General features: G+C 50.8%; 13 protein-coding genes and 1 pseudogene. 5 read left to right on the forward strand and 9 right to left on the reverse strand.

The window, feature by feature from the left end; all coding sequences use genetic code 11:
• Positions 1–45: 45 nt before the first annotated feature.
• From fusA to IG609_RS18130, 7 genes are all read right to left on the reverse strand, one after another.
• The gene (gene fusA, locus IG609_RS18100) at positions 46–2,160 is read right to left on the reverse strand and encodes an elongation factor G (protein ID WP_039281905.1); all 2,115 of its coding nucleotides are present in this window, start codon (positions 2,158–2,160) and stop codon (positions 46–48) included.
• A gap of 96 nt (positions 2,161–2,256) precedes the next feature.
• Positions 2,257–2,727, reverse strand: coding sequence for a 30S ribosomal protein S7 (gene rpsG, locus IG609_RS18105; RefSeq protein WP_009111198.1), 471 nt, complete (start codon positions 2,725–2,727; stop codon positions 2,257–2,259).
• 96 nt (positions 2,728–2,823) lie between these two features.
• Entirely contained in the window at positions 2,824–3,198 is a 375-nt protein-coding gene (gene rpsL / locus IG609_RS18110) for a 30S ribosomal protein S12 (protein ID WP_005969567.1), read from the reverse strand.
• 131 nt (positions 3,199–3,329) lie between these two features.
• A complete protein-coding gene (gene tusB / locus IG609_RS18115; RefSeq protein ID WP_193398015.1) occupies positions 3,330–3,617 on the reverse strand; it encodes a sulfurtransferase complex subunit TusB in 288 nt (95 codons plus the stop codon).
• Positions 3,618–3,634: 17 nt separating this feature from the next.
• Positions 3,635–3,994 (reverse strand): sulfurtransferase complex subunit TusC, encoded by a 360-nt coding sequence (gene tusC / locus IG609_RS18120; protein ID WP_193398016.1) that lies wholly within the window; start codon positions 3,992–3,994, stop codon positions 3,635–3,637.
• A 9-nt stretch (positions 3,995–4,003) separates the two neighbouring features.
• Positions 4,004–4,393, reverse strand: a complete 390-nt coding sequence (gene tusD / locus IG609_RS18125) for a sulfurtransferase complex subunit TusD (protein ID WP_102116832.1) — start codon at positions 4,391–4,393, stop codon at positions 4,004–4,006.
• Positions 4,393–5,115, reverse strand: a complete 723-nt coding sequence (locus IG609_RS18130) for a helix-turn-helix transcriptional regulator (protein WP_010296984.1) — start codon at positions 5,113–5,115, stop codon at positions 4,393–4,395. The genes tusD and IG609_RS18130 overlap by 1 nt, the downstream gene beginning before the upstream one ends.
• Positions 5,116–5,417: 302 nt before the next feature.
• Here IG609_RS18130 and eptA point away from each other — a divergent pair, with 302 nt between their 5' ends.
• The 3 genes from eptA to pmrB are packed head-to-tail and all read left to right on the forward strand — an operon-like array spanning position 5,418 to position 8,823.
• Positions 5,418–7,064: a phosphoethanolamine transferase EptA gene (gene eptA / locus IG609_RS18135; RefSeq protein WP_193398017.1), complete on the forward strand. Its 1,647-nt coding sequence runs from the start codon at positions 5,418–5,420 to the stop codon at positions 7,062–7,064.
• Positions 7,061–7,729 (forward strand): two-component system response regulator PmrA, encoded by a 669-nt coding sequence (pmrA, locus tag IG609_RS18140; protein ID WP_193398018.1) that lies wholly within the window; start codon positions 7,061–7,063, stop codon positions 7,727–7,729. The genes eptA and pmrA overlap by 4 nt, the downstream gene beginning before the upstream one ends.
• A complete protein-coding gene (pmrB, locus tag IG609_RS18145) occupies positions 7,726–8,823 on the forward strand; it encodes a two-component system sensor histidine kinase PmrB (RefSeq protein WP_193398019.1) in 1,098 nt (365 codons plus the stop codon). Before pmrA ends, pmrB begins: the two co-directional genes overlap by 4 nt.
• Before the next feature lie 131 nt (positions 8,824–8,954).
• Here pmrB and IG609_RS18150 read toward each other — a convergent pair.
• Positions 8,955–9,194: pseudogene (locus IG609_RS18150) on the reverse strand (YggS family pyridoxal phosphate-dependent enzyme); the annotation flags it as partial.
• Positions 9,195–9,297: 103 nt separating this feature from the next.
• Here IG609_RS18150 and pdxR point away from each other — a divergent pair.
• Positions 9,298–10,791, forward strand: a complete 1,494-nt coding sequence (gene pdxR, locus IG609_RS18155; protein ID WP_193398020.1) for a MocR-like pyridoxine biosynthesis transcription factor PdxR — start codon at positions 9,298–9,300, stop codon at positions 10,789–10,791.
• Positions 10,792–10,925: 134 nt separating this feature from the next.
• Here pdxR and fkpA read toward each other — a convergent pair whose 3' ends face one another.
• Positions 10,926–11,744 carry an FKBP-type peptidyl-prolyl cis-trans isomerase gene (fkpA, locus tag IG609_RS18160; RefSeq protein ID WP_102117061.1) on the reverse strand — a complete coding sequence of 273 codons (819 nt, stop codon included), beginning with the start codon at positions 11,742–11,744 and terminating at the stop codon, positions 10,926–10,928.
• A 283-nt stretch (positions 11,745–12,027) separates the two neighbouring features.
• On the opposite strand from fkpA, the gene IG609_RS18165 reads away from it, so the two are divergent.
• Complete coding sequence (locus IG609_RS18165; RefSeq protein WP_010277499.1) at positions 12,028–12,246, forward strand: protein SlyX; 219 nt, start codon at positions 12,028–12,030, stop codon at positions 12,244–12,246.
• Positions 12,247–12,294: the final 48 nt, after the last annotated feature.

Consider the following 12,294-nt stretch of genomic DNA (forward strand, 5'->3'; position numbering starts at 1 on the left):
CTCCCCCTATGGAGAGAGCACGGGATTTTGTTTTAACCCTGAGGCTTATTTACCACGGGCTTCAATTACGGCCTGAGCAACGTTGTTAGGCGCATCATCGTACTTCAGGAACTCCATGGAGTAAGAAGCACGGCCTTTGGTCAGAGAACGCAGTTGAGTTGCGTATCCGAACATTTCAGACAACGGAACTTCAGCGTGAATCACAACGCCAGTAACGTTAGATTCCTGACCACGCAGCATACCACGACGACGGCTAAGGTCACCGATGACATCACCAGTGTTCTCTTCCGGCGTTTCAACTTCAACCTTCATGATCGGCTCAAGCAGAACAGGTTTTGCTTTCTTAAAGCCGTCTTTAAAGGCGATAGAAGCAGCCAGTTTAAACGCCAATTCAGAGGAGTCAACGTCATGGAAAGAACCGAAGTGCAGACGCACGCCGAGATCAACCACTGGGTAACCAGCCAGAGGACCCGCTTTCAGCTGTTCCTGAATACCTTTATCAACAGCAGGGATGTATTCACCAGGAATTACACCACCTTTGATGTCGTTGATGAACTCGTAACCTTTCGGATTTGAGCCCGGCTCCAGTGGGTACATGTCGATAACAACATGACCATACTGACCACGACCACCAGACTGCTTGGCGTGTTTACCTTCGATATCGGTAACTTTCGCACGAATCGCTTCACGATAAGCGACCTGTGGTTTACCCACGTTCGCTTCAACGTTGAATTCACGCTTCATACGGTCAACGATGATATCGAGGTGCAATTCACCCATACCAGCGATTATAGTCTGGTTAGATTCTTCGTCAGTCCATACGCGGAAAGACGGGTCTTCTTTAGCCAGACGGCCCAATGCCAGACCCATTTTTTCTTGGTCAGCTTTGGTTTTCGGTTCTACCGCGATGGAGATTACCGGCTCTGGGAATTCCATACGTTCCAAAATGATGACGTTATCTGGATCACACAATGTGTCACCCGTCGTTACATCTTTCAGACCGATAGCAGCAGCGATATCGCCCGCACGAACTTCTTTGATCTCTTCACGCTTGTTAGCGTGCATCTGAACGATACGACCAAAACGCTCACGTGCTGATTTAACTGGGTTCAGTACGGTGTCACCGGAGTTAACCACACCAGAGTACACGCGGAAGAACGTCAGGTTACCAACAAACGGGTCGGTAGCAATTTTGAACGCCAGTGCAGCAAACGGCTCTTCATCACTTGCATGACGCTCAGCCGGCGTGTCTTTACCGTCATCCAAAAGACCATTGATCGCAGGTACGTCAACTGGGGATGGCAGGTAGTCAACTACCGCATCCAGCATCGCCTGAACACCTTTGTTCTTAAATGCAGAACCACAGGTTACCAGGATGATTTCGTTGTTCAGAACGCGCTGACGCAGAGCTTTTTTGATCTCTTCTTCAGTCAGTTCTTCACCACCCAGGTATTTCTCCATCAGCTCTTCAGAAGCTTCTGCGGCGGATTCGATCAGGTTTTGGTGCCATTCTTCAGCCAGTTCCTGCATATCAGCTGGGATCTCTTCGTATTCGAAGGTCACGCCCTGATCGGCATCGTTCCAGTTGATGGCTTTCATTTTCACCAGGTCAACAACACCGGTGAAACCTTCTTCAGCACCAATTGCCAGCTGCAGCGGAACAGGGTTCGCGCCCAGACGGGATTTGATCTGACCAACAACTTTCAGGAAATTCGCACCCATGCGGTCCATTTTGTTAACGAACGCAATGCGTGGAACTTTATATTTGTTTGCCTGACGCCATACGGTTTCAGACTGCGGCTGAACACCACCAACTGCGCAGTAAACCATTACCGCACCATCCAGTACACGCATGGAACGTTCTACTTCGATAGTGAAGTCAACGTGTCCTGGGGTGTCGATGATGTTTACGCGATGCGGTTCATACTGCTTAGCCATACCAGACCAGAATGCAGTTGTCGCTGCGGAGGTGATAGTAATACCACGCTCCTGCTCCTGCTCCATCCAGTCCATGGTAGCTGCGCCGTCATGAACTTCACCGATTTTATGGTTTACACCAGTGTAGAACAGAATACGTTCGGTAGTAGTGGTTTTACCGGCGTCGATGTGCGCACTGATACCGATATTACGGTAGCGTGCGATGGGTGTTGTACGAGCCATTTGTATCCTCTATTTACTAGGGCGTTCAATTTAGTTAACCCAAGCGGGTTGGCTATTTTTAGCGCCCGCTTGGTTAGCATGACTACAGCGAAGGGATTACCAACGGTAGTGAGCGAACGCCTTGTTAGCTTCGGCCATACGGTGAACGTCTTCACGTTTCTTAACAGCAGTACCTTTGTTTTCTGCTGCATCAGAAAGTTCGTTCGCCAGGCGCAGAGCCATAGATTTATCACCGCGTTTACGAGCAGCTTCTACGATCCAACGCATTGCCAACGCATTACGACGAACCGGACGGACTTCTACTGGTACCTGATAAGTAGAACCACCAACGCGGCGCGACTTAACTTCGACAGTCGGGCGAACGTTGTCCAGAGCTACTTCAAAAGCTTCCAGATGATCTTTACCAGAACGCTGAGCCAGGGTCTCCAGCGCGGTATAGACGATTGCTTCTGCAGTAGATTTTTTACCATCTACCATCAGGATGTTTACAAATTTGGCCAGCAGTTCTGATCCGAACTTAGGATCCGGCAGAATTTTACGTTGACCAATGACGCGACGACGTGGCATGGAAATACTCCGTTGTTAATTCAGGATTGTCCAAAACTCTACGAGTTTAGTTTGACATTTAAGTTAAAACGTTTGGCCTTACTTAACGGAGAACCATTAAGCCTTTGGCTTCTTCACGCCGTATTTGGAACGGGATTGCTTACGGTCTTTAACACCTGAGCAGTCCAGCGCGCCACGAACGGTGTGGTAACGCACACCTGGCAGGTCTTTAACACGACCGCCACGGATCAGGATCACGGAGTGCTCCTGCAGGTTATGACCTTCACCACCGATATAGGAGGTAACTTCAAAACCGTTAGTTAAACGAACACGGCATACTTTACGCAGTGCGGAGTTCGGTTTTTTAGGGGTGGTAGTATATACACGGGTACATACGCCACGTTTCTGCGGGCATGCTTCCAGCGCCGGAACGTTGCTTTTAGCAGCCTTCAGGGAGCGTGGTTTGCGTACCAGCTGGTTAATCGTTGCCATTCAAAAAGCTCCTGGGTTTTGCTTCGTAAACACGTAATAAATCGCCTCATGTTTGCGCAAGGCAAAGTATGAGGACGCAGAATTTTAGGGCTGGCAGTGGAAGGAGTCAAGAAATATACAAAAATTCGGCGTTACCACGCGAGTTGCTGCGGGTGCTCCACTGTCAGTTGAACAAACTGATTATAGTCAATGAGTGTCACATTGTTTGAAATTTGTTCAGCCATTCCTCTTGCCGCGGTATCAGGCTGGAGCGCGTAGAGAAGAACCGCTGAATCAAGAAGACGCGGAATAATATCTCCACCAGCCAGCGCAGCGATAACACCGTCTTGCAATAAGACCAACGCATCACCCTGATCCAAACTGCGCAAGAGTGCATCCAGGTCAACGTGATAAGGAGAACGTGAGAGCGTATGCAGCATAAAGGGGAAACCCGTCGCTAGAATGAAAGGATGGAATGATAATCGGCCAGCTTACTGCGCCATGCTTGCGGCGCTAATAGTTCGACATCCAAAACCCAGTCTGTCTCTATACCCAACCCGCGCTGGCGCGCAGAAGTCTCGCACAGATAACAAGTTTCGATATCGTATAACGGCAGCACGCCAAACGTTGCGATGTAATTACGCATCAAAATCTTTTCCGGCTGTTGATGCGGCAGCAGTTGCAGTACGCCATCACCAACAAAAAATACGCCAATCTCTTCCGTCAGGGCTGACATCGCCAATAGTGCATCCAGCCCTTCCCGTCCGGAAGCGCTCCCATGTGGAGAATGCGTAAAAACAAATGCGACTCGCTTCATAACGCTACCTTAAAACTGAATAACCCGATCGCAGGTCAGCACCGATTGCGCCAGCTCCCCTAACCCGCTCAGAACAAAACCGGGTTGCAGATTCGCGCCAGCAAGGTTGAGCTGAGTCGCTTGCTGTGCGTCGGTCACACCTCTGCGTAATGCCGCGGCGACACAGACATTCAGCGCCACCTGATGCATTTCGCCCAACTGCTGCCAAGCGCGAACAAGATCAAACTCATCATTAGCGGGTGACGTTAGCTGGTTGGCATTTAGCACGCCCTCGCGATAGAAGAACACGCTTTTCAGTCTGTGCCCTTCAGCCAACAGCGCCTGTGCAAACTGCAACGCGCTGCTCGCTTGCTGTGTGCCATAAGCTGGGCCAGTCACCAGCAAACAGTAACTCAGCATTAACGTTCGTGCCCGCTGAAGTCGCCGCTTTTGAATTGACGAATATAAAGGTAGACCGTGTGTTTGGAGATATTGAGACGTTCGGCGACCTGGTTGATGGCGTCTTTAATATCAAAGATGCCTTTCTCATACAGGCTCAGTACGATTTGGCGATTTTTCGCATTATTGGAGACGTTGCGATCCGCATTGACTTCCTCAATCGAAAATTCCAGCGTTTGTGCCACCAGATCATCAACGGATGACGCAAAGTTGACGGAAGAGGCGGCATCATGCGTTTCAGGTGGAATAAAGGTCTGCACAATCTGGGAGAAAGGCACATCCAAATTCATGTTGATACACAGCAGCCCAATCACGCGCTGATCGCGATTGCGAATGGCAATCGTCACTGACTTCATCAACACGCCGCTTTTTGCGCGGGTAAAATAGGCTTTCGACACGCTGCTATCTTCACCTGCCATGTCATGCAGCATGCGCAATGCAAGATCCGTAATCGGCGAGCCAATCTTCCTGCCAGTATGTTCCCCATTCGCAATACGCACGGCGGAACATTTAAGATCCTCAAGCGAGTGCAACACAATCTCACAATGCTCGCCAATTAACATGGCCAAGCCATCAACCACCGCTTCATACGATTTCAGGATCTCATAGTCCGTTTGACTAAAAGGACGTTCATCCAGCAAATCAAGCTCATAAGATTCGCCAGATACAAGCGAATTAGACATGGCAGACACCACCCTCAGCATCATTATCCCCTAAATAATTCGAGTTGCGTGAAGGCGGCAACCGCGCAAATCCCCAGGAGCTTACTCAGGTAAGTGACTGGGGTGAGTAAAGGCGGCCAACGCACAAGCAGCTTGAAGTATGACGGGTATCTTTTATTTGTATTGACAAGGGACACAGTCTAGCAAATGTCCACACTCGCGTCCCTGAATTTAACGGGCTACCTCTTAAGGTTGCATTAATTTAATCCCGCTAGAGTCAGCGTCTTCTTTCCTCTCCATCATGGAAATCACGAGAGACGTGTATGAGAAAACGAATACCGATGGGCAGACCACACCTGAGCAGCATCACGTTCGTGCTGATCTTTTCTGCCTTTATTACTCTGGTCCAGAACATTGCCTACTACCGCCAAACGCTGAAACTGCTGGACATGACAGACTGGGTTACTATCCCTTTCTTTCTCAGCATGCCCGTTGTGATTTTCGCGGTGCTGAATATCATTTTCACACTTCTGGCAGTACCTTATCTGCGTAAGGCCGTCATTGTTCTTTTCCTGCTGACCGGTGCCGCAGCACAATACTTTATGCTGAACTACGGCATTATCATTGACCGAACCATGATCCAGAATATCCTGGAGACAACCGCTGGCGAATCCTTTTCACTGCTTACGCCACAGCTTGTCGCCTGGGTATTCTTTATTGGCGTCATTCCTGCGGCACTCGCCGTCTGGATAAAAATAAAACCCGCCAAGCCGACAACGCTCTATATTGGCATGCGCTTTCTTAGCGTCATTATTTCGTTATTCGCTATTTTATCTATCGCGGCATTCTTTTATAAAGATTACGCCTCATTAATGCGTAATAACAAAGAGTTGGTAAAAGCAATTACGCCCAGCAATATTGTGGCGGCCAGCTTGTCCTACCATAAACATCGTGTGCTGGCTAATTTGCCTCTGGAGCAGATTGGTCTGGATGCCCACAAAGCGGCTCCGCCATCTCCGACGGCAAAAAAGAATCTGGTTATTCTGGTAGTTGGCGAGACATCCCGGGCACAAAATTTTTCGCTGGGTGGCTACGGGAAAGAGACCAATCCGCTGCTGGCGAAAGACAACGTTATCTACTTTGAAAACACGTCATCGTGTGGCACATCAACAGGCGTTTCCGTACCCTGCATGTTTTCCAACATGCCGCGCCAACGCTTTAATGGTGACGTAGCCAGCCATCAGGAAGGGCTACTGGATATATTACAACGTGCGAACGTTAACGTGCTTTGGCAGGAGAATGACGGCGGCTGCAAAGATGCCTGTACACGAGTGCCAACCGTTGATGTGACATCGCTGAAACTGCCGGGATTATGCACCAACGGCGAATGCCACGATGAAGCGTTATTCCACGGCGTTGAAGACTATATTAACAAGCTCGATAACGACGGCATTATCGTATTACATACGATGGGCAGCCACGGCCCGAGCTACTACCAGCGCTATCCTGACGCCTTTAAGAAATTTACGCCAACGTGTGATACCAATCAGATTCAGACCTGTACGCAGGAAGCGCTGACCAATACGTATGACAATACGATCCTGTATGTCGATTTTGTTCTGGATAAAGCGATCGATTTACTGAAACAGCATCAGGATAAATTTAATACGTCGCTGGTTTACCTGTCCGACCACGGCGAATCGTTAGGGGAAAACGGCATCTACCTGCATAGCATGCCCTACTCTATTGCGCCGAAGCAGCAAACGCATGTCCCGATGTTTATTTGGTTATCAACGGGTTACCAGCAAAAACAGTCCATTCAGGACACCTGCCTGCGCCAGAACGCGAAACAGTTGGATTACTCGCAAGATAATCTTTTCCATACCATACTGGGAATGTTTACTATCACCACGAAAGAATATCAGCCTCAGCTTGATATCCTTCAGCCGTGCAGGGATAAGGCAACATGAAATTATTGATTGTTGAAGACGATAAGCTGTTGCAGGAAGGATTATTATTAGCGTTGAGTCATGAAGGTTATGCCTGTGATTGTGCAGGCACAGCCAAAGAAGCGGACGCGCTCATCAGCAGCGCACACTACAGTCTGGTCATTCTCGATCTTGGCTTACCGGATGAAGATGGGCTCGCTCTGCTCTCACGCTGGCGTAAGCATCATTACCAGCATCCCGTACTCATCTTAACGGCGCGGGATAAGGTAAACGATCGCGTCAGCGGGCTGGATGTCGGCGCAGACGATTACCTTGCCAAGCCTTTCGCTCTAACGGAATTACAGGCACGCGTACGCGCGCTGATCCGCCGCCATCAGGGTTCAAGCAACAGCTTGATACAGGTCGACAACATTACGTTGGATTTAAACAATCAACAGGTGTTACTGGACGACAAACCGGTGGTGCTAACGCCGAAAGAGTTTGCGATACTGTCCCGTCTGGTGTTGAAAGCTGGTTCCCAGGTACATCGCGAGGTTCTGCATCAGGATATCTACGCCTGGAACGACGACCCGTCCTCCAACTCGCTAGAAGTGCATATCCATAATCTGCGGCACAAGATAGGGAAAGACCGCATCCGAACCCTGCGTGGTTTTGGCTATCTGCTGACTAAAGGCGAACAGCCATGAAGAGCGATACCGACACCGTCACCAGCATGCGTCGTCGTTTGGTGCTGGCACTGGGCGGCATCCTGCTCGTTTGTCAGATGATCAGCGTATTCTGGCTTTGGCACGAAAGCGAAGAACAGATCGGCCTACTGGTTGATAAATCCCTGAGCGCCAGCGCCCAGAACATACAGATCGATCAAGAGATCAATGAGGCGATCGCCTCGCTCAGTATTCCAAGTCTGGTGATGGTCATTCTGACATTGCTCATGTGCTTTCAGGCGGTCAGTTGGATCACGCGTCCGCTTTCACGCCTACAGGAAGAATTGCAGGATCGCACGGCGGAAAATCTGGAACCACTGCCACAACAGAGTGACATTAAAGAAATCGCTGCTGTCACCCATACCATCAACCAGCTTTTTCAACGTCTGGACGAAACGTTGAAACGCGACAGGCAATTTACTGCGGATGTCGCTCATGAATTACGCACCCCGCTAGCTGGAATTCGTCTACACCTTGAATTACACCAGCAGCAACATCAGATTGACTGTAGTTCACTCATCAAACGCATTGATAAAATGGTGAAAACGGTGGAGCAGCTTTTGCTGCTTGCACGTGTTGGACAAGAGTTTTCAGCGGGGCATCACCAAAATGTCGCGTTCCTGAAAGACGTCATTTTTCCTATGCAGGATGAACTGGCCGAGATGCTGCAAAAGCGGCAGCAGACGTTGAAATGGGTATTACCACAAGAAGATGTCACTCTCCGTGGGGATGCCACGCTACTCCAGTTACTGTTACGCAATCTGGTAGAAAACGCCTATCGCTATAGCCCAGAAGCAAGCCAGATCACCGTGAGCCTAGCTATACAGCAATATCTTGAACTACAGATCGAAGATGAAGGGCTGGGTATCGATGAAAGTAAGGTGGGTGAATTAAGTAAGGCGTTCGTTCGCATGGACAGCCGCTATGGCGGTATCGGCCTCGGGCTAAGTATCGTGACACGCATTGCTCAGTTGCACGATGGAAAATTTTTCCTCTGCAACCGGCCACAACGTTCCGGCGCCCTCGCTCGCGTGGTACTCACCGCCCCTAACGAATACCTGGATGAAAAAAACTAGCGAGTCTGCGCCGAAATAATACAGGTCCTGTGCGCAAACCCACATGTCTGATCAGTACGCTGGATAGCGATTCCAGTGTGTCGACGTCATCAGGTTCATCACTGAGGTGCTGGTTTTATTGGGCCAGTAGTAGCCTTGTTGGTTTGTAGGTGACCAATGACAGACCACTGTAAATCGGTTAAATCCTGCATGGCTTCCCATTTACGAAACGCCTCCTGCACCTTGTTTTCGCCCAATATTCGACAACCTGCCGCATGGACCATGCGCAGGAGACTTTCGGGCTTGGTCTTGCTGACAGGCAGCAGTCGCACCGTTGCAGGATAGCAGTCGTGCCTGTCGTGCCGAGTTTGAGTATCGGAGGATATCGACATCAGCGTCACTCCTGACGAAGAAGATGAATAGATTGTGAAACGTATTTATAGATTTAAAATAGCTGGATGTTCCCCACCATTTTCCCGATAAGAGGCAGACCAATTGTTCAAACACGCCCAGCTTGAATCGGTCAAGGCCTGGATTGGCGACCCCGCGCAAGGTGCCTTACCCCTGCACGCTCGTATCCAGCGAGCGATTCGCCAGTTAATCCTCGATGGCGTTCTTGATGTGGGCAAGCCCTTACCTGCATCACGTGCGCTGGCGACATCACTGGGAGTATCACGTGATACGGTCGAGTCGGCTTACAGCCAACTGCATGCAGAAGGGTTTATCGAACGTCGCGTCGGCAGCGGCAGTTTCGTGTCGGAGCGGGCAAAGCGTCTGCCGGGGCGTGGCAAAGCTCGGAAAACGGGAGATAGCAAAGCAGAACTGCGCCTCAGTCAACGCGGTAGCGCCATGTTCCAAAATGGCGGGGTGCGCGACTTCATCATCCCGCGCGCGTTCGCGCCCGGCGTGCCGGAAACCCGCAGTTTTCCCCTCCAGACATGGGAACGACTGGAACGGCAGGTACTAAAAGAATATGGCACGCGGGCACTGCTGCACAGCCCACCGCAGGGCATAGAAGTGCTAAGGCGCGCCATCGCAGATTATGTCAATCTCGAACGGGGAGCTCGTGCCACGCCCGATCGCGTACTGGTGCTGACCAGTTCCCAGCAAGCGCTCACCCTGTGTGCGACTGTATTGCTGGATGCCGGCGATTCGATCTTCCTTGAAGATCCCGTATACCACGGCGCCCGCAAGGCGTTCGAGGCGGCCGGGCTCGCGTGCGTACCGATTCCATTAGATGCCGATGGTTTGCAGATTGATCACCTGCTTGAGGCAAGCAACAAACATAATGTGCCCGCTAAAGCCGTGTTCCTGACGCCCTCACACCAGTTTCCCACCGGTGCAACGCTGGCGCTGGATCGGCGTCTGGCCGTGATTGAATGGGCCTGGCAGCACCAGAGCTGGATTATTGAAGACGACTACGACAGCGAGTTTCACTACGCGGGCAAACCTACCGCATGCGTTCAGGGGCTCGACCCGCACGATAGAACGATCTATATCGGTACCTTCACCAAATCGCTTTTTCCCGGCCTGCGCATCGGCTACATGGTACTGCCGCCACAGCTGGTTGCCCCCATGACCGTGGCACGCACGCTGATGGATGGGCACAGCGCGCCCATTCCACAGCTCACGCTGGCGCGTTTTATCGAAGGAGGTCACTTCGGTGCCCATGTACGCACAATGCGCGCCGTTTATGCCGAACGCCGCGATGTGCTGGCACAACTGGTGCGTCAGCATCTGGCTGATTTCGTGGAGCCACGAGTGCCAGCCGGAGGCATGCAGATGCCCTGTATCTTCATCCGTGGCATCTCTGAACACGATGCCGTGGAATCCGCGCGTCGGGCCGGTATCGATCTGCTCGGGCTGACAGCACTGTATACGTCGGACCAGCATCAAGCCGGTTTTCTCATGGGATTTGCTGCCCACTCACCGCATGAACTGGAAACGGCGGTCAAGACGTTGGCGAAGGTGCTACGCGCGGTGTGCTGATGATGGAGTGCGAGGTGGATGACAGTGGGTGCCGCCACGGTTAACGGGAAAGGGATTCAATCGCTGGGAAGTGATGGTGAAACAAAAAAAACCGCAGGTCGAAGCCTGCGGTTATATCGCCATTATCGCGATGCTTATTTAGCCGCTTTCTCTTCGGCTGCTGGTTTTTCAGCTTTCGCATCATCCGCTGCTTTCAGGTCAGCTTCAGATTTAATGTCCAGCAGTTCAACGTCAAACACCAGCGTAGAATTAGCCGGAATGCCAGGCACACCGTTTTCGCCATAGGCCAGAGCCGGTGGGATAGCCAGCTTGATTTTTCCGCCTTTCTTAACGTGTTTCAGACCTTCAGTCCAGCCTGGAATCACACCGTCCAGACGGAAAGAAAGTGGCTCACCACGTTTGTAGGAGTTGTCGAACTCGCTACCGTCAACCAGCGTACCTTTGTAGTTAACCACTACGGTATCGCTGTCTTTCGGCGCGTTGCCGCTACCTTCTTTCTCAACCTGATACAGAAGGCCAGATTCCGTTTTCTTCACGCCTTTTTCTTTGGCGAAGGACTCAAGATACTTAGCGCCTTTATCCGCGTTATCTTTCGCATCTTGCTTCATCTTGGCTTCAGCCGCAGCTTTCACTTTACCTTCAAAGCCTTGCAGCGTTTTCTCGATTTCTTCGTCAGTCAGCTTGCTCTTATCAGCAAAGGCATCCTGAACGCCAGCAATCAGCTGATCTTTATCCAGTTTGATACCTAATTTTTCTTGCTCTTTCAGAGAGTTATCCATATAACGCCCTAAAGATGCACCTAGCGCATAAGCCGCTGCCTGCTCATCGTTCTTGAATTTGGCTGCCGCAGTGGTGTCAGATGCCTGCGCTTTGTCTGCCGCCAGAGCCTGGCCTGCGTTCAGAGCCAGAGCCATCGTTGTTGCTAACAGCGTTACTTTAAACAGTGATTTCATCCATTTCTCCAGCATCTGGAGCGACGCGCTCCAGCCATCATTAAAATACATTCGCGCCTACTATAACTGTGCGGGCGAAGACAACACAACGACGCACGCGACAATCCTTTGATAAAAAACGTCAGGAAGCTTTTCTGACATCATTTGTGTCGTCCTAAGGCCTTCTGGCAACGATATGCCCCATTCCGGATAGTGCATTGCGCCCTAGTGCGACCGTTTTTACTACCAGAAGTTTCCGCTTTCTGACAAACTCGCGGGTAACAAGAAGTAAGGGGAAATACCGATGTCACCATCAGCACTTGAAGAACGGCTCGAACAGTTGGAAAGCCGACAGGCTTTTCAGGAATTAACCATAGAAGAACTTAACCAAACGGTTATTCAACACGAGCGGGAAATTAGCCGCCTGCGTGAACATGTCCGTCTACTCACCGATCGGCTGCGCAGCCAGCAAACCTCGCTCGTTGCCCCCCAGTCGGAAGAAACGCCGCCACCGCATTACTGAGATTCGCGGCCCGTTATGCCGATGCCCACCATCGTCCAGATATAACAA

It is taken from the genome of Pectobacterium quasiaquaticum, assembly GCF_014946775.2.
GTDB lineage: Bacteria > Pseudomonadota > Gammaproteobacteria > Enterobacterales > Enterobacteriaceae > Pectobacterium > Pectobacterium aquaticum.

What these genes read in the sequence shown, in the direction of transcription:
- fusA (WP_039281905.1), bottom strand. Translation starts at nt 2,160, where the DNA reads ATGGCTCGTACAACACCCATCGCACGCTACCGTAATATCGGTATCAGT.
- rpsG (WP_009111198.1), bottom strand. Translation starts at nt 2,727, where the DNA reads ATGCCACGTCGTCGCGTCATTGGTCAACGTAAAATTCTGCCGGATCCT.
- rpsL (WP_005969567.1), bottom strand. Translation starts at nt 3,198, where the DNA reads ATGGCAACGATTAACCAGCTGGTACGCAAACCACGCTCCCTGAAGGCT.
- tusB (WP_193398015.1), bottom strand. Translation starts at nt 3,617, where the DNA reads ATGCTGCATACGCTCTCACGTTCTCCTTATCACGTTGACCTGGATGCA.
- tusC (WP_193398016.1), bottom strand. Translation starts at nt 3,994, where the DNA reads ATGAAGCGAGTCGCATTTGTTTTTACGCATTCTCCACATGGGAGCGCT.
- tusD (WP_102116832.1), bottom strand. Translation starts at nt 4,393, where the DNA reads ATGCTGAGTTACTGTTTGCTGGTGACTGGCCCAGCTTATGGCACACAG.
- IG609_RS18130 (WP_010296984.1), bottom strand. Translation starts at nt 5,115, where the DNA reads ATGTCTAATTCGCTTGTATCTGGCGAATCTTATGAGCTTGATTTGCTG.
- eptA (WP_193398017.1), top strand. Translation starts at nt 5,418, where the DNA reads ATGAGAAAACGAATACCGATGGGCAGACCACACCTGAGCAGCATCACG.
- pmrA (WP_193398018.1), top strand. Translation starts at nt 7,061, where the DNA reads ATGAAATTATTGATTGTTGAAGACGATAAGCTGTTGCAGGAAGGATTA.
- pmrB (WP_193398019.1), top strand. Translation starts at nt 7,726, where the DNA reads ATGAAGAGCGATACCGACACCGTCACCAGCATGCGTCGTCGTTTGGTG.
- fkpA (WP_102117061.1), bottom strand. Translation starts at nt 11,744, where the DNA reads ATGAAATCACTGTTTAAAGTAACGCTGTTAGCAACAACGATGGCTCTG.
- IG609_RS18165 (WP_010277499.1), top strand. Translation starts at nt 12,028, where the DNA reads ATGTCACCATCAGCACTTGAAGAACGGCTCGAACAGTTGGAAAGCCGA.